The organism is Streptomyces sp. NPDC040622 (assembly GCF_055593965.1).
Map to the genome: position 1 here is coordinate 1 of NZ_JBVIXD010000030.1, position 22,465 is coordinate 22,465.

Annotated in this window: 23 protein-coding genes; 15 read left to right on the plus strand and 8 right to left on the minus strand. The window is 74.6% G+C overall.

Translation table 11 applies throughout. The features are described 5' to 3' along the window. The 4 genes from ACZ592_RS39720 to ACZ592_RS39735 all read left to right on the plus strand — a co-directional run. Positions 1 to 2,290, plus strand: a 2,290-nt coding sequence (locus tag ACZ592_RS39720) for a helix-turn-helix transcriptional regulator (RefSeq protein ID WP_471586646.1), incomplete at its 5' end; no start/stop codon positions are given. A gap of 239 nt (positions 2,291 to 2,529) precedes the next feature. Continuing rightward, positions 2,530 to 3,759, plus strand: a complete 1,230-nt coding sequence (locus ACZ592_RS39725) for a PucR family transcriptional regulator (RefSeq protein WP_471586647.1) — start codon at positions 2,530 to 2,532, stop codon at positions 3,757 to 3,759. Between the two features lie 129 nt (positions 3,760 to 3,888). Then, positions 3,889 to 4,482: a winged helix-turn-helix domain-containing protein gene (locus ACZ592_RS39730; protein ID WP_471586648.1), complete on the plus strand. Its 594-nt coding sequence runs from the start codon at positions 3,889 to 3,891 to the stop codon at positions 4,480 to 4,482. A gap of 11 nt (positions 4,483 to 4,493) precedes the next feature. Then, positions 4,494 to 5,759: an MFS transporter gene (locus tag ACZ592_RS39735; protein WP_471586679.1), complete on the plus strand. Its 1,266-nt coding sequence runs from the start codon at positions 4,494 to 4,496 to the stop codon at positions 5,757 to 5,759. A 35-nt stretch (positions 5,760 to 5,794) separates the two neighbouring features. Here the strand turns inward: ACZ592_RS39735 and ACZ592_RS39740 are convergent, their stop codons facing one another. Next, complete coding sequence (locus tag ACZ592_RS39740) at positions 5,795 to 6,430, minus strand: TIGR03085 family metal-binding protein (protein WP_471586649.1); 636 nt, start codon at positions 6,428 to 6,430, stop codon at positions 5,795 to 5,797. A 149-nt stretch (positions 6,431 to 6,579) separates the two neighbouring features. On the opposite strand from ACZ592_RS39740, the gene hisI reads away from it, so the two are divergent. The 11 genes from hisI to lgt all read left to right on the plus strand — a co-directional run bounded on the left by hisI (position 6,580) and on the right by lgt (position 15,369). Beyond that, entirely contained in the window at positions 6,580 to 6,975 is a 396-nt protein-coding gene (hisI, locus tag ACZ592_RS39745; RefSeq protein ID WP_471586650.1) for a phosphoribosyl-AMP cyclohydrolase, read from the plus strand. 11 nt (positions 6,976 to 6,986) lie between these two features. Beyond that, positions 6,987 to 8,495, plus strand: coding sequence for an anthranilate synthase component I (locus ACZ592_RS39750; RefSeq protein ID WP_471586651.1), 1,509 nt, complete (start codon positions 6,987 to 6,989; stop codon positions 8,493 to 8,495). 7 nt (positions 8,496 to 8,502) lie between these two features. Next, the gene (locus ACZ592_RS39755; RefSeq protein ID WP_471586652.1) at positions 8,503 to 9,174 is read left to right on the plus strand and encodes a TIGR02234 family membrane protein; all 672 of its coding nucleotides are present in this window, start codon (positions 8,503 to 8,505) and stop codon (positions 9,172 to 9,174) included. A 113-nt stretch (positions 9,175 to 9,287) separates the two neighbouring features. Next, entirely contained in the window at positions 9,288 to 9,509 is a 222-nt protein-coding gene (locus ACZ592_RS39760) for an HGxxPAAW family protein (RefSeq protein ID WP_471586653.1), read from the plus strand. A gap of 117 nt (positions 9,510 to 9,626) precedes the next feature. Continuing rightward, positions 9,627 to 10,052: a DUF2752 domain-containing protein gene (locus tag ACZ592_RS39765; RefSeq protein WP_471586654.1), complete on the plus strand. Its 426-nt coding sequence runs from the start codon at positions 9,627 to 9,629 to the stop codon at positions 10,050 to 10,052. 140 nt (positions 10,053 to 10,192) lie between these two features. Continuing rightward, positions 10,193 to 11,002: an indole-3-glycerol phosphate synthase TrpC gene (gene trpC / locus ACZ592_RS39770; protein WP_471586655.1), complete on the plus strand. Its 810-nt coding sequence runs from the start codon at positions 10,193 to 10,195 to the stop codon at positions 11,000 to 11,002. A 9-nt stretch (positions 11,003 to 11,011) separates the two neighbouring features. Further along, positions 11,012 to 11,158 carry a tryptophan biosynthesis modulator TrpM gene (trpM, locus tag ACZ592_RS39775; protein ID WP_199843006.1) on the plus strand — a complete coding sequence of 49 codons (147 nt, stop codon included), beginning with the start codon at positions 11,012 to 11,014 and terminating at the stop codon, positions 11,156 to 11,158. 153 nt (positions 11,159 to 11,311) lie between these two features. Then, complete coding sequence (gene trpB, locus ACZ592_RS39780; protein WP_471586656.1) at positions 11,312 to 12,598, plus strand: tryptophan synthase subunit beta; 1,287 nt, start codon at positions 11,312 to 11,314, stop codon at positions 12,596 to 12,598. After that, the gene (gene trpA, locus ACZ592_RS39785) at positions 12,595 to 13,410 is read left to right on the plus strand and encodes a tryptophan synthase subunit alpha (RefSeq protein WP_471586657.1); all 816 of its coding nucleotides are present in this window, start codon (positions 12,595 to 12,597) and stop codon (positions 13,408 to 13,410) included. Before trpB ends, trpA begins: the two co-directional genes overlap by 4 nt. A gap of 63 nt (positions 13,411 to 13,473) precedes the next feature. Then, entirely contained in the window at positions 13,474 to 14,253 is a 780-nt protein-coding gene (locus tag ACZ592_RS39790; protein ID WP_471586658.1) for a DsbA family protein, read from the plus strand. Positions 14,254 to 14,340: 87 nt separating this feature from the next. Beyond that, entirely contained in the window at positions 14,341 to 15,369 is a 1,029-nt protein-coding gene (gene lgt / locus ACZ592_RS39795; RefSeq protein ID WP_471586659.1) for a prolipoprotein diacylglyceryl transferase, read from the plus strand. A gap of 78 nt (positions 15,370 to 15,447) precedes the next feature. Here lgt and ACZ592_RS39800 read toward each other — a convergent pair whose 3' ends face one another. Genes ACZ592_RS39800 through ACZ592_RS39830 form a run of 7 tightly spaced genes read right to left on the minus strand, consistent with a single transcriptional unit; the run spans position 15,448 to position 22,343 of the window. Next, positions 15,448 to 16,284 (minus strand): HpcH/HpaI aldolase/citrate lyase family protein, encoded by an 837-nt coding sequence (locus ACZ592_RS39800; protein WP_471586660.1) that lies wholly within the window; start codon positions 16,282 to 16,284, stop codon positions 15,448 to 15,450. Continuing rightward, complete coding sequence (locus tag ACZ592_RS39805; RefSeq protein WP_471586661.1) at positions 16,281 to 17,501, minus strand: CaiB/BaiF CoA transferase family protein; 1,221 nt, start codon at positions 17,499 to 17,501, stop codon at positions 16,281 to 16,283. Before ACZ592_RS39805 ends, ACZ592_RS39800 begins: the two co-directional genes overlap by 4 nt. Beyond that, on the minus strand, positions 17,498 to 18,415 hold the full coding sequence (gene rbsK / locus ACZ592_RS39810; RefSeq protein ID WP_471586662.1) for a ribokinase: 918 nt from the start codon (positions 18,413 to 18,415) through the stop codon (positions 17,498 to 17,500). Before rbsK ends, ACZ592_RS39805 begins: the two co-directional genes overlap by 4 nt. Further along, a complete protein-coding gene (locus tag ACZ592_RS39815) occupies positions 18,412 to 19,749 on the minus strand; it encodes an ADP-ribosylglycohydrolase family protein (protein WP_471586663.1) in 1,338 nt (445 codons plus the stop codon). The genes rbsK and ACZ592_RS39815 overlap by 4 nt, the downstream gene beginning before the upstream one ends. After that, positions 19,746 to 20,942 (minus strand): ADP-ribosylglycohydrolase family protein, encoded by a 1,197-nt coding sequence (locus ACZ592_RS39820; RefSeq protein WP_471586680.1) that lies wholly within the window; start codon positions 20,940 to 20,942, stop codon positions 19,746 to 19,748. The genes ACZ592_RS39815 and ACZ592_RS39820 overlap by 4 nt, the downstream gene beginning before the upstream one ends. Then, positions 20,926 to 22,176, minus strand: a complete 1,251-nt coding sequence (locus ACZ592_RS39825; protein ID WP_471586664.1) for an ADP-ribosylglycohydrolase family protein — start codon at positions 22,174 to 22,176, stop codon at positions 20,926 to 20,928. Before ACZ592_RS39825 ends, ACZ592_RS39820 begins: the two co-directional genes overlap by 17 nt. Continuing rightward, the gene (locus tag ACZ592_RS39830; protein WP_471586665.1) at positions 22,173 to 22,343 is read right to left on the minus strand and encodes a hypothetical protein; all 171 of its coding nucleotides are present in this window, start codon (positions 22,341 to 22,343) and stop codon (positions 22,173 to 22,175) included. The genes ACZ592_RS39825 and ACZ592_RS39830 overlap by 4 nt, the downstream gene beginning before the upstream one ends. Positions 22,344 to 22,465: the final 122 nt, after the last annotated feature.

The window sequence follows — 22,465 nt, forward strand, 5'->3', positions numbered from 1 at the left end:
TCAGGGGTTTTTTTTTTTTTCCTTCTGTGGTGGTTTGGGGGAATCACGACGCTCGGTGTTGGTCTCTGGTGGGGGGGTTTTAAGGGGACTGTGGTTTTTTTTTTTTTTTTTTTTTTTTTTTTTTTTTTTTTTTCCCCCCCCCCCCCCCCCACCACCTGCGTGGCGGTTCCTCCGTACCGTGACGGGGGTGACCGGGAGAACCGTCCTGCTGCTGACCGCCGCCGCCTGCGAGAGCGACCCCGAGGGGCCCGGCGCGGACGCCGGACTCGTGCTGCGGGCAGCCGCCTCGGCCCGGCTCGGCGCCGAGGCCTTGGACGCCGCCGAGCGCGCGGGCCTGCGGCGCGGCCCCGGCGGCCACCTGCGGCTGCCGGACCGGGACGCGGTGTACGGGTCGGCGTCGCCCGCCGAGCGCAGGGCGGCCCACCGGCTGCTCGCCGGGTCCGCCACCGGCGAGCGGCAGCGGCTCACCCGTCGGCTGCATCGGGCACTCGCGACGGCCTACCCGGACGAGCGGGCCGGGCGCGAGCTCGCCGACGCGGCGGGGGAGCCAGGGCCGACCCGGGGCGAGCGGGCCACGGCGCTCGCGTACGCGGCGGCGCTCGCCGCGGACCCGGCCGTGCGCGCCGGGCGGCTCGTGGCGGCCGCGGACCACGCCCGTCTCGCGGGGCGCTCGCTGCGGGCCCGCGAACTCCTCGACCGCGCCCGGCGGTTGCCGTCCCCCGATCCGGTCGGGGGCCGCGCCGACCTCGTGCACGGCCTGCTCGCGCTGCGCGACGGCCCGGTCGCCGACGCCCGGGAGTCACTCCTCCTGGCGGCCCGGCGGTGCGGACCCGCCGACGCGCTCCACGCCCGCCTGGCCGCCGCGGAGGCGTCGTGGGCGCTGGGGGACGCGGAGGCGTACCGGGAGGCGGTGGGGGCGCGGTTGCCCGGCGGGGGAGAGGGGGCGGGAGCTGTCCCCGACGCGGTCCGTGACTACGGCGTCGGGATGTCCGCCGCGCTCGGCGACCGGTTCGCGGCCGGGCGGGAGGCGCTGCTGCGGGTGGTCGCGGGCGCCGGTGGGGACGGGGTCGGCGGGGTCGGGGGGGTCGGGGCCGGCGATGACGGGTCCGGCGGGGTCGGGTCCGGCGGGGTCGGGTCCGGCGACGACGGGTCCCGTGGGCTGGGTGCGGCCGGGGTGCGGGAGCCGGACGCGCTGTCGCGGGCCGGTGCCGCCGCGCTGGTCGCCGGGGACCTGCCGGCCGCCTGCCGCCTGGGCAGCAGGGCCATCGCCGCCGCCCGGGCCCATGACGCGGAGGCCGAGCTGCCGCGCGCCCTGGAACTCCTCGCGTACGGCGAACTGCGGGCCGGACGGCACGCGCGGGCCAGGGCCCACGCCGAGGAGGGTGTGCGGGCCGCGCTCGCCACGGGGCAGCGCAACGTCCTGGCCCCTCAGCACGCCGTCCTCGCCCTGGTCGCCTCCCTCGACAGCGACGCGGCCACCGTCGCCCGCCACGCCGGGGCCGCACAGGAGATCGCCGCCCGGCACGGCCTCCTCCAGGCGGCGACGCTCGCCCAGTGGGCGCTGGCCCGCGCGGACGTGGCGCGGGGCAGGGCGGTGGAGGCGGCGGCCCGGCTCGGGCCGCTCGTCGCCCCCGGGCCGCGGCGCGGGCACTTCGCGGTCCGCATGCTCGCCGTGCCCTGCTTCGTGGAGGCGGCCGTCTGCGCGGGCGAGGCGGGGGCGGCCCGGGCCGCCGTCACGGAGTTCGAGGCGTGGGCGGGGCGCGGTCACGACCCGCAGGCCCCCGCTCAACTCGCCCGCTGCCAAGCCCTGCTGGCCGCCCACGACCCGCCTCGCGCGGAGGCACGCTACGCCGAGGCGCTGGCCCGCCACGACGGTTCCGAGGGTGACTTCGAGCGGGCCCGCACCGCCGCCCTGTACGGCAAGTGGCTGCGCCGCGCCCGCAGGACGGCCCGCGCCCGCGTGCTGTTGCGGGACGCCCTGGTCGCCTTCGAGCGGTGCGGCGCGGCCGTCTGGGCCGCCCAGACGGCCGCCGAGCTGCGCGCCACGGGGGAGGCGCCCGGGTCGGGCGAACCGCCGGGCAGGCTCGGCGGGCTGACGCCGCAGCAGCTGCGCATCGCCCGCTGCGTCGCGGAGGGCGCGACCAACCGCGAGGTCGCGCGCCGCCTCTCGGTGAGTCCGCGCACCGTCGACCACCACCTGCGCAACGTCTTCGCCCACCTGGGAGTCCGCTCCCGACTGGAGCTGGCCCGCCTCGTCGACCGCGCGGAGGGGGCGGCGGCGCGTACGTGAGGCGGGCGGCGCCCGGCAGAGCCTTCGGTGAGGTGTTCCGCGCCTGCTCCACGTCGGTTCCGCGTCGTTTCCGCCTCTGCTCCGCCTCGACGGTTTCGGGCCCGGCGGCACCCCGTTCCGCCCCCGCCTCACCCCCGTTTCCGCCCGAAGGCTGGAGACCGACCGGACGGTATGCCATTCTTCGGGCGCCGGGACGGGGTGGCCGCGTCCCGGCGTGAGCCGACCCGTGGAGGACCGTGATGTCCGCGCACCTGGTACGTCCCCGAGCCCGCTCCCGGACGGGCGGCACCCTCGTCGGGCCCGACGCGGTGGCCGTGCTGCGCCGCGCCGCGCTGCCGCTCATGGACCGGCTCCCCGCGCTCGCGGACCGGCTGATGACGGACCTGCGGGACCAGGAACCCGCCTACCGGGCCGCGATCGAGGCGGACGCGGCCGATGTGCGGCGGGAGGTCCAGCGGTCGCTGGGGCACAGCGTCGCCTCCCTCCTGGATCCCGCACGTTCCCGCGAGGCCGCCCGCGCCTGCTCGGCGCGGATCGGCGCGGAGCGTGCCGCCCGCGGCCTTCCCCTCGACGCCCTGCTGCACGCCTTCCGGCTCGGCGGCTCCCTGGTCTGGCAGGCCCTCGTCGACGAGGTGACCCGCCGGCACCCCGAGGACGCGCACCTGCTCGTCCATCTCGCCGCGGACGTCTGGGACTTCGTCGACGAGCACTGCCTCTGCGTGAGCGAGGCCTACCGGCGGGCCGAGCGCGAACTGACCTGGCGCCGCGAGAACCGGCGCCGCCTGCTCGCCGCCACGCTCCTGGACGGCGCGACCCGCATCGCCGACCTGCCCGACGTCGCCGCCGCGCTCGGACTGCCCGAACGCGGCCGGTACGCCGTGGTGCTCGTCGCGGGCGGGCGCGGAGCCGTGCGGGACCTGCCGGACGGCCTGCGGGGCGTGTGGCACACCGGCTCCGACGCCGAGCACGGCATCGTCGCGCTCGGCGACCACGACATCGCCCGGGTCGGGGGCGCGTTCCGGGCGATGACGGAGCGTACGGCGGCCCTGCGGGTCGGCATCAGCCCCGCCGTCGACGGCCTCGCCGCGGTGGGCGGTGCCCGGCGCCTCGCCGAGACCGCCCTGCGCATCTGCCCCGCGCACGGCGGCACCGTACTTCTGGAGGAGGAGCTGCCGACGGCCCTGGTGGCGGCCGCCCCCGCGCTCGGCGGCCTGCTCGCCGACCGGGTCCTGGGGCCGCTGCTCGCCCTGCCGCCCGTCGACCGGGCGCTGCTCCTCGACACGCTGACGGTGTGGCTGGAGTGCGAAGGGTCGGCGCAGCGGGCCGCCGCCCGCCTCTACTGCCACCGCAACACGGTCCTCAACCGCCTCCGCCGCTGCGAGCAGCTCACCGGCCGCGGCCTGACGCGCCCCGCCGACCTCGTCGAGCTCGTCCTCGCCCTGAAGGCGCACCGCCTCCGCCGCGACTGAGCGGTCCGGGAAGGAGCGGCCGAGCGGCGCAGGGCCCGGCAGCTCCCCGCGGGAGCACGAGCAGAAGTGCACAAGAAAAGTTGCGCAACAATAATTGTGCAACTCTTCTTTTGTATCTACGGTGGGGTCATGGCCAGACAACAACGCCGCCAAGTGACCGACCTCGGCACCCTGAAGGCCTTCGGGCACCCCTTGCGCCTGCGGCTCTACGGCGCCCTGAAGATCGCCCGCACCGCCACCGCGTCCCAGCTGGCCGACGAGGTCGACGAGGCCGTCTCGCTCGTCAGTTACCACCTGCGCAAGCTCGCCGAGCACGGGCTGATCGAGGAGGCGCCGCAGGCGCAGCGCGGGGACGGGCGCGAGCGGTGGTGGACGACGGCGCAGGAGACGCTGTCGTTCCGCACCGCGGACTTCGAGGACACCCCGGAGCGGGCCGCCGCCCTCGCCGCCGTGACCCGCGCCCTGCACGAGAAGCAGACCGACCTCTACGGCGTCTGGCTCGACCAGCGCGCCGTCTGGGGGCCCGAGTGGCGCGCGGCGGCCGACAGCTCGGACTTCCTCACCCGCTACACCGCCGCCGAACTCGCCTCGCTGACCAAGGAGTTGCACGCCGTGATCCGCACGTACGAGCAGCGCGCCCAGGCCGCACAGGACGCCGGCGACACGGAGGGGCGCGAGAGCGTCATGCTGTACATGCACTCGTTCCCGTTCCGGTCGCTGTGAGGCCGACCGCCGTGGCCACCACCGGCATACCCCCGGCCGCCGCCGTCGAGCGCCCCGCCCACCGCGACGGCAACGTCCTGCGCTGGCTCAGCGCCTACACCGCCTCGATGATCGGCGACAGCGTCTACTTCGTGGCGCTCTCCTGGGCCGCGGCCCGCAGCGGAAGCGCGGCCCAGGCCGGGCTCGTGCTCGCCGTGGGAGCCGTGCCCCGGGCGGTGCTCATGCTCGGCGGCGGTGTCGTCGCCGACCGCTTCGGGCCGCGCCGCGTCGTCATCGGCAGCGACGCCGTGCGGTGCCTGGTGATCCTCGCCGTGGCCGCGCTGCTCCTCCTCGCCACCCCGGGCATCTGGTTCCTCGCCGCCGTCGCCCTCGTCTTCGGCGCGGTCGACGCGCTCTTCCTGCCCAGCGTGGGTGCCCTGCCGCCGCGCATCACCACCCAGGGCCAGCTCGCGCGCGTCCAGGGGATGCGCGGGGTCGCGGCCCGGATCGCCACCGTCGCCGGCGGCCCGCTGGGCGGCATCGCGGTCGCGACCGGCGGCTCGCCCGCCGCCTTCGGGGTGGCCGGGGTGCTGTTCGCCGGATCGCTCGCGCTGCTGATCGCCGTACGGCTGCGGGAGCCGCCCGGCGACGACCCGGTGGCGGCCAAGGGCCCGGCGGGGGAGCCCTCCTCCGTCCTGCGCGATCTGGCCGACGGCCTGCGGTACATCCGAGGCCACCGTGTCCTGCTGCCGCTGATGACCGTGATCGCCGTCGGCGAGCTCGGCTTCACCGGGCCCGCCAACATCGGCCTCGTGCTGCTCGCCGACGAGCGCGGCTGGGGCGCGTCGGGGCAGGGCTGGATCCTCGCCGGGTTCGGCGTGGGCGCCGGCCTCGCCTCGCTGCTGCTGGCCGTGCGCGGGCGGGTGCCGCGCGCCGGGGCGGTGCTGTCCTGGGTGGCCTTTCCGGGCACGGTGGCCCTCGCGGCACTCGGCTTCGTGCCCTCGGTGGCGGGCGCGGTCGTGGCCGCGTGCCTGCTGGGGCTGCTGCTCGGCATGTGCGGCGCGCTGTGCGGAGCGCTGGTCCAGACCGTCACCGCCGCCGCCTACCTGGGCCGCGTCACCGCGGTGTCCAGCCTCTTCAGCCTGGGCGTGGCCCCGCTCAGCTACCCCGTCGTCGGCGCCGCCATCGGCGCGTGGGGCAGCGAGCCGGTCTTCGCGGCCTGCGGGGCGCTGACGGCCGCAGGGGGCGTCATCGGCCTCTGCTCACGCCCCCTGCGCCGCGCCGAACTCCCGGGCTGACCCGAACGCCCGGAAGGGCGCGGCGCCCCGGCGCGCTACAGCCCCAGCTGCTTCGTCTCGTGCAGCGTGGCGATCGCTTCCTTGTCGCCGTCCAGCGAGACGTCGGCGACCTCCTGCCTGCCGTACACGAACATCAGCAGCTCGGCGGGCTCACCGGTCGCCGTCACCACCGGCGTGCCCCGGTGCGCCACCGCCGTCTGGCCGTCCGGACGGCGCAGCACCAGGCCCACCGGCGCCTTGCGGCCCACCAGGCGGGCCGAGCGTTCCAGGCGGGACCAGAGGGCGTCCGAGAAGACCGGGTCGAGATCGCGCGGCGTCCAGCCGGGCCGCGCACGGCGCACGTCCTCGGTGTGGATGTAGAACTCGACGGCGTTCGACGCCTCGTCGATCTGCTTCAGTGAGAAGGGCGAGAAACGCGGCGGCCCCGTCCTGATCAGCTGGACCAGTTCCTCGTACGGCTTCGCGGCGAACTCGGCCTGCACCCGCTCCAGGCGCCCCGCGAGCTGCTTGATCAGGAGCCCGCCCGCGGCGTCCGCGCGCCGCTCGCGCACCACCACGTGGGCCGCGAGGTCACGGGTCCTCCAGCCGTCGCACAGAGTGGGCGCCTCGGGCCCCTCCGCCTCCAACAGATCGGCGAGGAGAAGTCGTTCACGCTTCGCATGGGTCGACATGCCCCCAGCCTACGACCGGACGCCCGGTCCGCCCACCCGTCTCCCGGCCCCCATATCGCACCGCACCGGTCCGCGCCGCCCCTCCTCGCCGCCTTCTCATCCCCTGGACGCCCGCCGGGAGGGCTTTCCCGGGGCGGCACAATGGGCCCATGACCCGCGTGCCCCCGCCCAGCAGCAGCCTCGCCCCGGACATCGCCGCGCGCCTCAGGCGCAGCGCCGACGGCCTCGTCCCCGCCATCGCCCAGCAGTACGACACCGGTGAGGTGCTGATGCTCGGCTGGATGGACGACGAGGCGCTGCACCGCACCCTCACCACGGGCCGCTGCACCTACTGGTCGCGCAGCCGCCAGGAGTACTGGGTCAAGGGCGACACGTCCGGGCACTTCCAGTACGTCAAGGAGGTGGCCCTGGACTGCGACGCGGACACCGTCCTCGTCCAGGTCGACCAGATCGGCCCGGCCTGCCACACCGGCACCCGCACCTGCTTCGACACCGACGTGCTGCCCGTCCAGCCCGTGCCCGGCACCCCCGCGCCCGGTCAGTAGGGTCTGCTGCCATGGACCTCGAGACCTTCCGCAAGCTGGCGGCCGACCGCCGCGTGCTCCCCGTCAGCCGCAGGCTCCTCGCGGACGGGGACACCCCCGTCGGCCTCTACCGCAAACTGGCCGCCGAACGCCCGGGCACCTTCCTCCTGGAGTCCGCGGAGAACGGCCGATCCTGGTCCCGCTACTCCTTCGTGGGCGTCCGCAGCGAGGCCGCCCTCACCGTCCGCGACGGCGAGACCCACTGGCTGGGCACCCCGCCCGTCGGCGTGCCCACCTCCGGCGACCCGCTCGCCACGCTGCGCGCCACCATCGAGCTCCTGCACACCCCCCGGGACGTGGTCAGCGCCGACGGACTGCCGCCGTTCACCGGCGGCATGGTCGGCTACCTCGGCTACGACATCGTGCGCCGCCTGGAGAAGATCGGCCCCGGCGAGCGCGACGACCTGCGGCTGCCCGAGCTGACCATGCTGCTCACCAGCGACCTCGCCGTCCTGGACCACTGGGACGGCTCGGTCCTGCTGATCGCCAACGCGATCAACCACAACGACCTCGACACCGGCGTCGACGAGGCCTACCACGACGCGGTCGCCCGCCTCGACGCCATGGAGACCGACCTCTCCCGGCCCGTCTCCCAGCCCCCTGCCGCCCTGCCGCCCTCCGAGCTCCCCGAGTACACCGCCCTGTGGGGCGGCCCCCAGTACCAGGAGGCCGTCGAGGACATCAAGGAGCGCATCCGGGCCGGCGAGGCCTTCCAGGTCGTGCCCTCGCAGCGCTTCGAGACGCCGTGCACGGCGAGCGCGCTGGACGTCTACCGCGTGCTGCGGGCCACCAACCCGTCGCCGTACATGTACCTCTTCCGCTTCGACGGGTTCGACGTCGTCGGCTCCTCGCCCGAGGCCCTGGTCAAGGTCGAGGACGGGCGCGCCATGGTCCACCCGATCGCCGGGACCCGGCACCGCGGCGCCACCCCGCAGGAGGACCAGGCGCTCGCCGAGGAACTCCTCGCCGACCCCAAGGAGCGGGCCGAGCACCTGATGCTCGTCGACCTGGGCCGCAACGACCTGGGCCGGGTCTGCAGGCCCGGCTCCGTCGAGGTCGTCGACTTCATGTCCATCGAGAAGTACTCCCACGTGATGCACATCGTCTCGACCGTCACCGGACAGGTCGCGGGCGGTCGCACCGCCTTCGACGTGCTCACCGCCTGCTTCCCCGCGGGCACCCTCTCCGGCGCCCCCAAGCCCCGGGCGATGCAGATCATCGACGAGCTCGAGCCGTCCCGGCGCGGCCTGTACGGCGGCTGCGTCGGCTATCTCGACTTCGCGGGCGACTCCGACACCGCCATCGCCATCCGCACCGCCCTGCTGCGCGAGGGCACCGCGTACGTGCAGGCCGGGGCCGGAGTCGTCGCCGACTCGGACCCCGTCGCCGAGGACACCGAGTGCCGCAACAAGGCCGCCGCGGTGCTGCGCGCCATCCACACGGCGAACCGGCTGCACGGGCGTTCGGATCGTGAGGGATAGTGGACGGGTGACTTCTGCCGTACCTCCGCCCCGAACCGAGGCACCGACCGAGAGCCGGGCCCAGCGCAGCAGCAGACGCAGCATCGCCGTCGCGCTGCTGCTGGGTGCCGTCGGCGCGGCCCTCGCCCTGCTCGCGTCCCGCCAGGCCTGGGCCCACGGCACCGCGTCGGTGGCCGGCGGCGAGCTGCCGCTGACCGCCAAGGGCGGCGACGTCACCGGTGTGCCCGCGGCGCTGGCGATCGTGGGCCTCGCCTCCCTCGTCGCCGTCTTCGCCGTCCGCCGCGCCGGCCGCGTCCTGGTCTCCCTGCTGCTCACGCTCAGCGGCGCGGGCATCGTGGCCGCAGCCCTGCTCGGCGCCGACGACAGCGGCGCCCTCGACGAGAAGGCCGCGACGGCCGCCGGCGACAAGGCCGCCACCATCGGCGACCTGACCCACACCGGCTGGCCCTACGCGGCGGCCGGCGCGGGCGTGCTGATCCTGCTCGCGGGCCTGCTCGCGCTCACCTACGGCCGTTCGTGGCCCGCGATGTCGGGACGCTACGAACGCGACGGCACGCCGACCCCCCGCAAGGCCCGCCGCGCCCCGGACCCGGACCGCCCCGAGGAGCTGTGGAAGGCCCTCGACCGCGGTGAGGACCCGACGCGCGAGAACGGCGAGGACCCGACGCGCGAAACGTGACCCCGCGCTCACGCCATACGCGCGAGTACGGGACAATGTCGGCGAGCGTCCGACGCGTGGCGGGCTCCCCACCCACCACCACGCACAGAGCAACAGCAACGAGGAGCACAACAATGGCGGGACACGGACACACCCCGGCTGCCTGGACCGGTTCCATCATCGCCTTCATCGGCTTCTGCGTCGCGGGTGCCTTCATGGTGATGGCCAACGTCCCCGGCTTCTGGGCCGGCATGGCCGTCATCGCCATCGGCGGCCTCGTGGGCGGCGCGATGCGCATGGCGGGCATGGGCCAGGCCAGGCGCCCGCAGCACCAGGTCGCCCGCTCCGAGGGCTGATCTTCGCCGTACGACGGGAGGCGGTCCGGCAGCAGCCGGGGCCGCCTCTTCGCGTATCCGGACCTTTCCTGGCCCGGTCACCGGGCGACGCGCCCGGGCACGCGGCAGAATGCACGGGTGACCGCCGAACCCGAGAGCGCCGCGCCCGCCGTCCTGACCCGTCTGCTGGTACCGGCCGGCCTGCTCGCCGCGGTCGCCGGCGCCTTCGCGTACGTCGGCGCCGTCGACCCGAACGAACCCGGCCACTACCCCGCCTGCCCGCTGCTGCGCCTCACCGGCATCTACTGCCCCGGCTGCGGCGGCCTGCGCAGCGCCCACGCCGTCGTCCACGGCGACTTCACGGCCGCCCTCGGCGCCAACGCGCTCGCCGTCGTCGGGTACGGCCTCTTCGCTCTCCTGTGGGCCGTCTGGGTGGTCAGGACAGTGCGGGGGCGGTCCGTGCGGATCGAGTTGGGCCCGGCGCAGCTGTGGGGTTTCGGGGCTCTTGTGGCGGTCTTCACCGTCGTACGCAATCTGCCGTTCGGGTCCTGGCTGCACCCCTGAAAGCGCAGGCGGCAGGCCGGATGGATGTCCAGTTCGTGGGACGGGCGTCAACCGGATGCGGGGCCTTCGCCCTCCTGCGGATACCATCGCAGTGACCAGCTTGAACGTCAGCTCAACCGTCAGGGAAGGGGGCCGCTCGCGTGAGTGTGCTCGACGAGATCATCGACGGAGTCCGTGCCGACCTCGCGGAGCGGCAGGCGCGCGTCAGCCTCGACGAGCTCAAGGAGCGCGCCGCCAACGCTCCCGCGGCCAAGGACGGCGCGGCGGCCCTGCGCGGCGACGGCGTGCAGGTCATCTGCGAGGTGAAGCGCTCCAGCCCCTCCAAGGGCGCGCTCGCCGCCATCGCCGACCCGGCAGGCCTCGCCGCCGACTACGAGGCGGGCGGCGCCGCCGTCATCTCCGTGCTGACCGAGGAGCGCCGCTTCGGCGGCTCGCTCGCCGACCTGGAGGCCGTCCGCGCCAAGGTCGACATCCCGGTGCTCCGCAAGGACTTCATCGTCACCTCGTACCAGCTGTGGGAGGCCAGGGCGTACGGCGCCGACCTCGCGCTGCTGATCGTGGCCGCCCTGGAGCAGTCCGCCCTCGAATCGCTCATCGAGCGCGCCGAGTCGATCGGCCTCACGCCGATCGTCGAGGTGCACGACGAGGACGAGGCCGAGCGCGCCCTCGACGCGGGCGCCCGGGTCATCGGCGTCAACAACCGTGACCTGAAGACCCTCAAGGTCGACCGCTCCACCTTCGAGCGCATCGCGCCCGAGCTGCCGGACAGCGTCGTCAAGATCGCCGAGTCCGGTGTGCGCGGCCCGCACGACCTGATCGCCTTCGCCAACGCGGGCGCCGACGCGGTGCTCGTCGGCGAGTCCCTGGTCACCGGGCGCGACCCGAAGTCCGCCGTCTCCGACCTGGTCGCCGCCGGCGCCCACCCGGCCCTGCGCCACGGACGGAGCTGACCCTTCCCGATGACCGCCTTCGCCCGCCTCGCCCCCGGCTGCCGCCCTCGCGGCTGCCGCGCGCCCGCACGGCGCGTCCGGGGCAGGCGGGTGCGGTACCACATCGGTGCGGAGCCGGGCCAGATCCCCGGGATGCGATGGCAGGGCGGCGCCTGAGCGCCGCCGAGAGCTGAGACGCCCCCGCAAAGGGGGCGCGGGGAACCGCGCGAGCGAGCCACCACGTGCCGCAGCCGCGCACAGGACCCGACCAGCGACGGCGCCAAGGCGAACACCGCCCGAGCCCATGCCATGCCGACGCGAGGATCCCGCATGCCCAGCGAGTACTTCATCCCCGACCCCGAGGGTCACATTCCCAGCGCCGAAGGCTACTTCGGCGCGTTCGGCGGCAAGTTCATCCCGGAGGCGCTCGTCGCCGCCGTGGACGAGGTCGCCGTCGAGTACGACAAGGCCAAGAGCGACCCGGCCTTCGCCGCCCAGCTGGACGACCTGCTCGTCCACTACACCGGCCGCCCCAGCAGCCTCACCGAGGTGCCCCGCTTCGCCGAACACGCGGGCGGCGCCCGCGTCTTCCTCAAGCGCGAGGACCTGAATCACACCGGCTCGCACAAGATCAACAACGTGCTCGGCCAGGCCCTGCTCACCCAGCGCATGGGCAAGACCCGCGTCATCGCCGAGACCGGCGCGGGCCAGCACGGCGTCGCCACGGCCACCGCCTGCGCGCTCTTCGGCCTCGAATGCACCATCTACATGGGCGAGATCGACACCGAGCGCCAGGCCCTGAACGTGGCCCGGATGCGCATGCTGGGCGCCGAGGTCGTCGCCGTGAAGTCCGGCAGCCGCACCCTGAAGGACGCCATCAACGAGGCGTTCCGCGACTGGGTCGCCAACGTGGACCGCACGCACTACCTGTTCGGCACCGTCGCGGGACCGCACCCCTTCCCCGCCATGGTCCGCGACTTCCACCGCGTCATCGGCGTCGAGGCCCGCCGCCAGATCCTGGAGCGCGCCGGACGCCTGCCCGACGCCGCGATCGCCTGTGTGGGCGGCGGCTCCAACGCCATCGGCCTCTTCCACGCCTTCATCCCGGACGCGGACGTGCGCCTCATCGGCTGCGAACCCGCGGGGCACGGCGTCGAGACCGGCGAGCACGCGGCCACGCTGACCGAGGGCGAGCCGGGCATCCTGCACGGCTCCCGTTCCTACGTCCTGCAGGACGAGGAGGGCCAGATCACCGAGCCCTACTCGATCTCCGCCGGACTCGACTACCCGGGCATCGGCCCCGAGCACGCCTACCTCAAGGACAGCGGCCGCGGCGAGTACCGCGCGGTCACCGACGACGCCGCGATGCAGGCCCTGCGCCTCCTCTCGCGCACCGAGGGCATCATCCCGGCCATCGAGAGCGCCCACGCGCTCGCCGGGGCGCTCGAGGTCGGCAAGGAGCTCGGCAAGGACGGACTGATCGTCGTCAACCTCTCCGGGCGCGGCGACAAGGACATGGACACGGCCGCGCGCTACTTCGGCCTGTACGACACGGACGCCACCGTCGAGGCGGACGCGTCCGCCACCGGTGCGGAGATCGAGGGGGACGCCAAGTGAGCGGCAACATCAGGCTGTTGGACGAGACCCTCGCCGGCGCGAAGGCCGAGGGCCGGTCCGCCCTCATCGCCTACCTGCCCGCGGGCTTCCCCACCGTCGACGGCGGCATCGCGGCCGTCAAGGCCGTCTTCGAGGGTGGCGCGGACGTGGTCGAGGTCGGCCTGCCGCACTCCGACCCGGTGCTCGACGGCCCGGTCATCCAGACCGCGGACGACATCGCGCTCAAGGCGGGACTGAAGATCGCCGACGTCATGCGCACGGTCCGCGAGGCCTACGAGGCGACCGGCAAGCCGGTGCTCGTCATGACGTACTGGAACCCGATCGACCGCTACGGCGTGGAGCGCTTCACCGCCGAGCTCGCCGAGGCGGGCGGCGCCGGGTGCATCCTGCCCGACCTGCCCGTCCAGGAGTCCGCGCTCTGGAGGGAGCACGCCGGCAAGCACGACCTGGCGACGATCTTCGTCGTCGCGCCGAGCAGCAAGGACGAGCGGCTCGCCACCATCACGGCGGCGGGCTCCGGCTTCGTCTACGCGGCCTCGCTCATGGGCGTCACCGGCACCCGCGCGTCCGTCGGCGAGCAGGCGCAGGACCTGGTGCGGCGCACCAAGGCCACCACCGAACTGCCGGTCTGCGTCGGCCTCGGCGTCTCCAACGCCGCCCAGGCCGTCGAGGTCGCGGGCTTCGCCGACGGCGTGATCGTCGGCTCCGCCTTCGTGCAGCGCATGCTGGACGCGCCGGACGAGGCCGCGGGGCTGGCCGCCGTGCGTGCCCTCGCCGGTGATCTCGCGAACGGCGTACGCGGCAAGGCGTAACCCGTACGGGTGGATATGTGACCGGGGAGGCATGCTCGTGCCTCCCCGGTTCGTTGGCCCGGTGTGAGCGAGAAGAACCGTGAGGCAAAGCGATCGGCCCGCGAGCGGCTGGCGGAAGAGCGAGAGCGGCAGAAGGCCCGCGACAAGCAGCGCAGGGCGCTGGTCGTGGGCGCCGCGGTGGTCGGGGTCCTCGGCCTCGCCGCCGTGGTGGGGCTGCTCGCCGCCAATTCCGGCGACGACAAGAGCGACACATCGGGCCCGGTGGTCGTTCCGAAGGGGGCGAACGGCAAGGATCAACTGGCTCTGCCTGCGGGCAAGGAGAGCGCCAAGGCGACCCTCGCCATCTGGGAGGACTTCCGCTGCCCGGCCTGCAAGCAGTTCGAGGACACCTATCGCACGACGATCCACGAGCTCACCGACAAGGGTCAGCTCAAGGTCGAGTACCACCTGGCGACGCTCATCGACCGGAACCTCGGCGGCAGCGGCTCGCTCCGCGCCGCGAACGCGGCGGGCTGCGCCCAGGACGCCGGCAAGTTCCCGCCGTACCACGACGTGCTCTACAAGAACCAGCCCGCCGAGACGGACGACGCCTTCAGCAAGAACGGCAAGCTGATCGAGCTCGCAGGTGAGGTCGACGGCCTCGTCACCGACTCCTTCAAGAAGTGCGTCGAGGACGGCAAGCACGACAGCTGGGTCGACAAGTCCAACCAGGCCTTCCAGGACGCGAAGCTGCAGGGCACGCCCACCGTGCGGCTCGACGGCAAGGACATCTTCGGCGACCAGCAGAACCCGCTGACGCCCCAGAAGTTGAAGAAGATGGTGCAAGACGCCAACCGGAGCTGAGGCGGCGGGGGGCGGCATTCCTGTTATAGACCCGTAGCCGGACCGGTTGCCGCCCCCGATGCCCGGCACGGTAGCGTCGGTCGTGTCATGGACCTCGCCTTCATTCCCAGTCCGTCGCGCGGTGTGGTTGAACTCGGACCCATTCCGTTGCGCGGCTACGCGTTCTGCATCATCATCGGCGTCTTCGTAGCCGTCTGGCTCGGCAACAAGCGGTGGATCGACCGCGGGGGCCGGTCCGGCACCGTGGCGGACATCGCTGTGTGGGCCGTGCCGTTCGGCCTCGTCGGCGGGCGTCTCTACCACGTGATCACGGACTACCAGCTGTACTTCAGCGACGGCCGCGACTGGGTGGACGCCTTCAAGATCTGGGAGGGCGGCCTCGGCATCTGGGGCGCGATCGCGCTCGGTGCCGTCGGCGCGTGGATCGGCTGCCGCCGCCGCGGCATCCCGCTGCCCGCCTGGGCCGACGCGCTGGCCCCCGGCATCGCGCTCGCCCAGGCCATCGGCCGCTGGGGCAACTGGTTCAACCAGGAGCTGTACGGCAAGCCCACGGACCTGCCCTGGGCCCTGAAGATCACCTCGGCCGACGACGGCCGGGTCCCCGGCACCTACCACCCGACCTTCCTCTACGAGTCGCTGTGGTGCATCGGCGTCGCCGTCCTGGTCATCTGGGCCGACCGCCGCTTCAAGCTCGGACACGGCCGGGCGTTCGCCCTGTACGTCGCCTCGTACTGCGCAGGGCGCGGCTGGATCGAGTACATGCGGGTCGACGACGCGCACCACGTCCTCGGCCTGCGGCTGAACGTGTGGACGGCCATCGTGGTCTTCCTGCTCGCCGTCGCCTACCTCGTGATCTCCGCGCGGATCCGCCCCGGGCGCGAGGAGATCGTCGAGCCGGGCGCGGACGAGGACGCCGCGGAGGCGGGCGACACGAAGTCACCGGGCGACGCGAAGTCCGCGCAGGCGAAGCCCGCCAAGGACAAGGCCGACGAGACCGAGAAGACTGAGAAGTCTGAGAAGTCTGAGAAGGCCGAGAAGTCCGAGAAGGCCGACAGAGCCGAGAAGCCTGACAAGGCGGACGTGGCCGACGAGGCCGAGTCGGCGAAGAAGAGCTGAGGCCCTCGGGCCGTACGGGGAAGGGGCCGCCGGATCACCGATCCGGCGGCCCCTTCCCCGTGGGCGGGGCCGTCCGTCTCACCGCCTCCGCGCCGCCAGCGCCAGCGTCCGCTGCGCCCCCTCCACCACCGCCCGGTCCACGAAGCGGCCGTCCGGCAGGGCCAGCGCGCCCTCGTCCGTCGCGGCGGCCTTGGTGATCTCCTCCGCCTCCTCGACCTCCTCGGGCGTGGGGAGGTAGGCCCGCTCGATCACCGGGAGCTGACGGGGGTGGATCGCGGCGCGGCCGAGGAAGCCGAGGGCGCGGCCCCGGGCGCAGGACGCGGTGAGGCCGGCCAGGTCACGGATGTCCGGGTGCACCGACTGGGCGGGCGGGGCCAGACCGGCCGCCCGCGCCGCCACCACGAGGCGGGAGCGCGCCCAGTCCAGGCCCGCCTCCTCACGCACCCCGAGGTCCGCGCGGAGATCGGCCTCGCCGAGGGAGATGCCGTGCAGGGCGGGGTGCGCGGTGGCGATGGCGAAGGCGTGCTCCAGGCCGAGCGCCGACTCGACGAGGGCGTGCAGGGCGACGGCGCCGCCGTCGGCGGGGGCCGCGCGCTCGGCGACGTGGATGACCTCGGCGCGGGAGGTGACCTTGGGCAGGCGCAGGCCCGCCACGCCGGGGAGCGCGGCGAGGGCACGGAGGTCGGCCTCGGCCAGCGGGCCGTCCAGGGCGTTCACGCGGACGTGCACGGGGAGCGGCTGGGGCTGCGAGAGGAGCTCCGCCGTGGCCGCCCGCGCGTACTCCTTGCGGTCGGGGGCGACCGCGTCCTCCAGGTCGACGATCACCACGTCGGCGCCCGCGTGGAGGGCCTTGGTGACCACCTCTGGCCGGTCCCCGGGGACGTACAGCCAGGTCAGGGGGGAGGGGGCGGTCACAGTGCGCCCTCCTCGCGCAGGGTGGTGATCTCCGCTTCCGTCAGGCCGAGTTCGGCCAGGACCGTGTCGGTGTCGGCGCCGTGCGGGCGGCCCGCCCAGTGGATCGCGCCGGGCGTTCCGGAGAGCCGGAAGAGGACGTTCTGCATGCGCAGGGGGCCGAGTTCCGGGTCGTCGACCGTGGTGAGCGTGGAGAGCGCCGCGTACTGCGGGTCCGTCATGACGTCCCGTACGTCCTGGACGGGTGCCACCGCCGCCTCCGCCTTCTCGAAGGACGCGATCACCTCGGCGCGGGTGTGCCGGGCGATCCAGTCGCCGACCGCCGCGTCGAGGACGTCCGCGTGGCGGGCCCGGTCCGCGCCGGTGGCGAACCACGGCTCGGCGATCAGGTCGGGGCGGCCGACCAGGCGCATCAGGCGCTCCGCGACGGACTGGGCGGAGGTCGAGACGGCGACCCAGGTGCCGTCGGCGGTGCGGTAGGTGTTGCGGGGCGCGTTGTTCGTGGAGCGGTTGCCGGTGCGGGGCTGTACATGGCCCAACTGGTCGTACCAGAGCGGCTGCGGGCCGAGGACCGTGAGGATCGGCTCGATGATCGCCATGTCCACCACCTGGCCCTCGCCCGTGCGGTCGCGGCCCGCGAGCGCCGCCATCACCGCGTACGCCGTCGCCAGGCCCGCGATCGAGTCGGCGAGGCCGAACGGGGGCAGCGTCGGAGGGCCGTCCGGATCACCGGTGATCGCGGCGAAACCGCTCATCGCCTCGGCGAGCGTGCCGAATCCCGGGCGGCGGGAGTAGGGGCCGAACTGGCCGAAGCCGGTGACGCGGGCGAGGACCAGGCGGGGGTTGGCCGCGCTCAGCTCGGGCCAGCCCAGGTCCCACTTCTCCAGGGTTCCGGGGCGGAAGTTCTCGATGACGACGTCGGCGCTCGCGGCCAGGCGCAGCAGGGTGGCGCGGCCGCCCGGCGTGGACAGGTCGAGGGTCATGGTGCGCTTGTTGCGGCCCAGCAGCTTCCACCAGAGGCCGACGCCGTTCTTCGACGGGCCGTGGCCGCGGGAGGGGTCGGGGCGCGTGGGGTGCTCGACCTTGACGACCTCCGCGCCGAAGTCGCCGAGCATCGTGGCGGCGAGGGGGCCCGCGAAGAGGGTGGCGAGGTCCAGGACGCGCAGGCCGGTCAGGGGCGCCGGGGGACTCTGGGGGTCCGGAGCGGGCCGGCCGGTCATGACTGCGGCCGCGCTTCGTCGATCTCCTTGCGGTACGGCATGGACGACGACGCCCCCACCCGTTGCACGGAGAGCGCGGCCGCCGACGACGCCCAGGTCAGGGCGTCCGGTACGGAGCTGCCCTCGGCCAGGGCCACGGCGAGGGTGCCCGCGAAGGTGTCGCCCGCGCCCGTCGTGTCGACCGCCGTGACCGGCTGGGCCGGTACCGTGACCGGCTCGGCGCCGCGCGTCGCGTACAGGCTGCCGCGCGAACCGAGGGTGATGACGACCTCGGGGACCTGACAGAGCAGCGAGCGGGCGGCGGCCGGTGGGTCGTCGGCGATGCCGGTGAGGGTGGCAGCCTCGTGCTCGTTGGGCAGCAACAGGTCGGTGGCGGCGAGGAGTTCGGGCGGCAGCGGCTGTGCGGGGGCCGGGGTGAGGACGGTGCGCACACCGTGCCTGCGGGCGGCCTCCGCGGCGGCGATCACTGCGGGGAGCGGCACCTCGAGCTGGAGCAGCAGGGCGTCGGCGGAGGCGATCAGGCCCTCGTCGCCGGGGGCGAGATCGGTGAGGGTGCCGTTGGCGCCGGGGACGACGACGATCGCGTTGCCGCCGTCGTCGTCGACGACGATGTGCGCGGTGCCGGTGGGTGTCTCGACGGTGCGCAGCAGGTCCGTGTCGACGCCGGAGTGTTCCAGGGCGGAGCGCAGGCGGCTGCCGAACGTGTCGGTGCCGACCGCGCCGATCATGGAGACGGTGGCGCCCGCGCGGGCCGCCGCGACGGCTTGGTTCGCGCCCTTGCCGCCGGGGACGGTGCGGAAGTCGCGGCCCGTGACGGTCTCGCCGCGCCGCGGTGCCTCCGCGACGTACGCGACGAGGTCCATGTTCGCGCTGCCGAGCACGGCGATGTGGGGCGTGCGGGTCGGTGCGGTCATGAGGGGGATGCCTCCCGGGCGGTGAGTTCTGCGAGGGTGTCGAAGCCGATGCCGTCGAAGTCGCCGACGGAGGTGGCGAGCCGGTTCTTCAGGGGCGCCGTCCAGCGGGCGGGGAGCGCGTCGGCGCGGGCGGCGAGCAGGCCCGCGACCGATCCCGCGCTCGCGCCGTTCGAGTCGGTGTCCCAGCCGCCGGAGACGGCCCGCGTGATGGAGCCGGTGAAGTCGCCGTCGGCGTGGGTGAGGGCGGCGGCGAGGAGCGCGGTGTTGGGGACCGCGTGGACCCAGTGGTGGTGCCCGTAGGTGGCGTGGAGGGTGTCCACGACCACGTCGAAGTCCCTGGTGTCGCAGGCGAGTCGGATGCCGTGCAGGACGGCGCGGGCCAGCCGGGAGTCGGGCGGGACGGCGGCCAGGCCCGCGCGCAGACAGCCGTGCACGTCGGCGGCGCCGCCCGCCGCCTCGGCGATCGTGGCCGCCGCGAACATGGCCCCGTACACGCCGTTCGCCGTGTGCGTCAGGGCGGCGTCGCGGTGGGCCTGTCCGGCCGCCGCTCGCGGGGCGCCGGGGTTGGTCCAGCCGTGCACGTCGGCGCGGATCAGGGCGCCGATCCACTCGCGGAACGGGTTGCGGTGGGTGGCGGTGTGCGGGGGCTCGATGCCCTGGAGGAGGTTGCGGTAGGCGATGCGTTCGGCGGTGAAGGTGCGGCCGGCGGGCAGCTCGTCGAGCCAGAGCCCCGCCACGTCCGCGGTGGTGAAGCTCTTCCCGTGGCGCTGGAGGAGGAGCAGGTTGAGCAGCGGGTAGTTGAGGTCGTCGTCCTCGGGCATGCCGTCGATGTTCTCGGCGAGGGAGGTCGTCGCGGAGCGCCTGTTCCAGGGGTACGCCGCCGTGAGCTCGGGGGAGAGGCCGCGCTGGGTGAACCACGTGGTGAGCGGCCAGTTTCCGGTCGCCCGGGCGAGGGCGCGGATACCGGCGAGGGGCAGCTTCTCCACGGGTTTGCCGAGCAGGCAGCCGGCGGCCCGGCCGAGCCAGGCGGCGTGCAGACGGTGGCGCAGGGCGTCCGGGCTCACGTGCGCGGTGGCCCGGAGCGGGTCAGGGGCCGGGGGGCCGGGCCTGTCGTGCCACGGCGGGGGCGCCAGTTCGTCCAGGAGCAGCTCCGCCAGGGCGCGGAGGCGGGCCGGTGCCGGGGTGGGGGACGCGCCCGCGCGGGGCGGGGCCTCGTGGCCGCCCGCCGCGAGCCAGCGCGCGCGTACGGCGGTGACGTCGCGGCCCTCCTCCCGTGCCTGGCGCAGCTCGTGGCCCACCAGGTCCTCCGGTTGCACCCACGTCAGGCGCGTCACCGCTCGGCCGCGAGTGGCGTGAGAGGAGTGAGGGAGGCGAGGGAGTCGAGGGAGGCGAACGCTGACTCGTGGGCGCGGCGGCGCCGCACGTCACGGGCGAAGATCTCCCGCGCCACCTCCGTCAGAACCTGTGCGGGGGCGTCCAGGTCGAGCCGGCTGGCCTCGGCGACCTGCTTGGCCCACTCGGCGGGCACCGCCGCCGTACCGCGCAGCGCGCCCACGATGGCGCCGCTCATCGTGGCGATGGAGTCGCAGTCCCGGCCGTAGTTGACCGAGCCGAGCACCGTGCGGCGGTAGTCGGCCTCACCGGTCAGGAGCATGCCGATGGCGACGGGGAGCTCCTCGATCGCGTGCAGGCGGGAGGGGCGGCGGGCGCCGAGGGAGGGGGCACGGTAGTCGGGGCCGACCGTGTCGAAGGGCGCGACCGCGGCGCGGAGCGGGGCGAGGGCCGTCTCGAAGTCCCGGTGGCGCGCGGCGACTTCGGCGACCGCCTCGATCGCCGCGCGCGTGCCGTCCTTGGCCAGCGAGAGGCAGACCTGGACCACCGAGTCCGCGGTGGCGCCCGGTGTGCAGGCCGCCGCCACCGCCGCCGCGAACACGCCCGCCGCCTCCCGGCCGTAGGAGGACTGGTGGGCGCCCGCGACGTCGAGGGCCTCGGCGTAGGCGCCCTCGGGGTTGGCCGCGTTGACCAGGCCGACGGGCGCCATGTACATCGCCGCCCCGCAGTTGACGATGTTGCCGTTGCCGGCCTCGCGCGGGTCGACGTGCCCGTAGTGCAGCCGGGCGGCGAGCCACTTCTCGGCGAGGAAGACGCGGTGCAGGGGGATCGCCTCGGCCTCCAGCTCCGGGATCCAGCGCGGGACCGTCATCAGGTCGGGGACCAGGTGGTCGGCTACGGAGTAGGCGTCGAGGTGGTCGCGGACGGTGGCGTACACGCGGATGAGCGCGTGGGTCAGCAAGGTGTCGTCGGTGACGTGCCCGTCGCCCTTGTGGTACGGCGCGATGGGGCGGGCGGTGCGCCAGCGGTCGCCGTTCCAGGGGCCGACGATGCCCCGGACGCGGCCGCCGTGCCGCTCGGCGATCTGCTCGGGCGCGTATCCCTCGACGGGACCGCCGAGCGCGTCGCCGACCGCGGCTCCGACGAGGCTGCCCGCGATGCGGTCGGACAGGGACGGCTCACTGGGGGGCGTCATGGTCGTCATGTCGGGATTGTCCATCCGGTGGGTCGAGTTCCGTGGCTGCCAGGTGTCCGGCGAGTTCCACCAGGTCGGTGCCCGCGAGGCGGGGCAGCGCGCAGCCGGACAGGGTCCGGCAGGCGTCGCGCCAGGACGTGGGGATCGCGGCCGAGGTGCCGAGGACGCCGGTGAGCGCCCCGGCCAGGGCGGGGGCGGAGTCCGCGACGCGCGACAGGCACGCGGCGGCGGGCACCGCCTCGCGGATGCGGCCGCGCGCGGCGGTGGCCAGGGCGAGGGCGACCGGCACGGTCTCCGCGGCGGCGATGCCGTAGCTGTAGACGTGGTCGACGATCTGGTGTTCGAGAAGGGGTACGAGGGCGAAGGCGCCGTCGTCCGGTTCGGCACGGGCCATCTTCACGGCGTGCCGGGCGTTGCGGCCGATCTCCGTGTGCCCGGGGAGCTGGTCCAGCGCGCGGTCCACCGCGGTGTCGACGTCGGCCCCGCCGAGGGCGGCCGCCAGTGCCGCGGCCATCGCGCGGGCGCCGTGCGTGCCGTCGCCGTCCTGGGTGTAGCGGGCGTCGAACTCCGCGAGATCGGCGGCCCGTTCGGGATCGCCCGGGTGGACCAGGGCGAGCACGCAGGCGCGTACGCAGGCCGCGTCGTCGAAGTAGTGCGGGTTGTCGTGGCCGGTGGCGGGCGGGCGCAGGCCCGCAGCGAGGTTGCCGAGGCCCGCGCGCACGGAGATGCGGGCGCGCAGCGGGAGGACCGCGGACTCGACCTCGGGGGCGCGGTCCGACGCGGCGGCGATCTCGGCGGCGAGGGCGTTCCAGGCGAGATCCAGCGCGGCGCGCACGCGGCGGTCCCGTCCCAGCGCGCCGCTGAGGGTGCCGTCCGCCGCGCGCAGCACGGACTCCGCGGTAAAGGCCGCCCATTCGGCGTCGTCCGAAGGGCCGAGGAGCAGCGGTTCGGGAGGCTGGTTCAGGGCGATGGGGACGGGCAGGGTGGTCGTGGCGTTCTGCTCGGCGAAGGTGTCGAGCTCACGCGTGAGCCGCCGCGTCCACTCGGGCATGCGGGCCGCCCGGTGCCGTGCCGCGGGCCACCCCGCGGCGTCCCCCGCGGCAAGCCCGAGCAGGAGCCCTTCGGCCGGGGGCGGCTGCGGTGGGCGGGGGGCCGGGTACTGGCCGCCGGGCGCGGGGTGTCGCCGTTGGCCTCCTCCGCGGTCCGCGCCACTTCCGGTGCGCTTCGTGGTCATGACGCCTCCTGCGCGTCGGGGTGTGGTGTCAGGAGGCCGGTGGACCGTTCCGCGGCGAGGCTGAGGTGGAGTTCTTCGGCCGGGGGCGCCTGCTGTGGGCGGGAGTCCGGGCGTGGGGCGCCGGGCGTGGGGCGCCGGCCCCCACGTTCCGCGATGCGTGCGGTCATGGCGCCTCCTGCGTGTCGGGGTGTGGTGTCGGGAGGCGTGCGGCGGGTTGTTCGGCGGCGGGGTGGGGCGGGTGTTCTTCGGTCGGGGGTGTGTCTTGGGTGTCCGGTGCGGGGCGTCGCTG

Bases quoted from the DNA above. Each gene is read 5' to 3' on its own strand.
- ACZ592_RS39805 (WP_471586661.1), bottom strand. From the start codon at position 17,501: ATGACCGGCCGGCCCGCTCCGGACCCCCAGAGTCCCCCGGCGCCCCTG.
- ACZ592_RS39825 (WP_471586664.1), bottom strand. From the start codon at position 22,176: ATGACCACGAAGCGCACCGGAAGTGGCGCGGACCGCGGAGGAGGCCAA.
- lgt (WP_471586659.1), top strand. From the start codon at position 14,341: ATGGACCTCGCCTTCATTCCCAGTCCGTCGCGCGGTGTGGTTGAACTC.
- ACZ592_RS39830 (WP_471586665.1), bottom strand. From the start codon at position 22,343: ATGACCGCACGCATCGCGGAACGTGGGGGCCGGCGCCCCACGCCCGGC.
- hisI (WP_471586650.1), top strand. From the start codon at position 6,580: ATGACCCGCGTGCCCCCGCCCAGCAGCAGCCTCGCCCCGGACATCGCC.
- ACZ592_RS39725 (WP_471586647.1), top strand. From the start codon at position 2,530: ATGTCCGCGCACCTGGTACGTCCCCGAGCCCGCTCCCGGACGGGCGGC.
- ACZ592_RS39730 (WP_471586648.1), top strand. From the start codon at position 3,889: ATGGCCAGACAACAACGCCGCCAAGTGACCGACCTCGGCACCCTGAAG.
- trpB (WP_471586656.1), top strand. From the start codon at position 11,312: ATGCCCAGCGAGTACTTCATCCCCGACCCCGAGGGTCACATTCCCAGC.
- ACZ592_RS39820 (WP_471586680.1), bottom strand. From the start codon at position 20,942: ATGACGCCCCCCAGTGAGCCGTCCCTGTCCGACCGCATCGCGGGCAGC.
- trpM (WP_199843006.1), top strand. From the start codon at position 11,012: ATGACCGCCTTCGCCCGCCTCGCCCCCGGCTGCCGCCCTCGCGGCTGC.
- rbsK (WP_471586662.1), bottom strand. From the start codon at position 18,415: ATGACCGCACCGACCCGCACGCCCCACATCGCCGTGCTCGGCAGCGCG.
- ACZ592_RS39740 (WP_471586649.1), bottom strand. From the start codon at position 6,430: ATGTCGACCCATGCGAAGCGTGAACGACTTCTCCTCGCCGATCTGTTG.
- ACZ592_RS39750 (WP_471586651.1), top strand. From the start codon at position 6,987: ATGGACCTCGAGACCTTCCGCAAGCTGGCGGCCGACCGCCGCGTGCTC.
- ACZ592_RS39760 (WP_471586653.1), top strand. From the start codon at position 9,288: ATGGCGGGACACGGACACACCCCGGCTGCCTGGACCGGTTCCATCATC.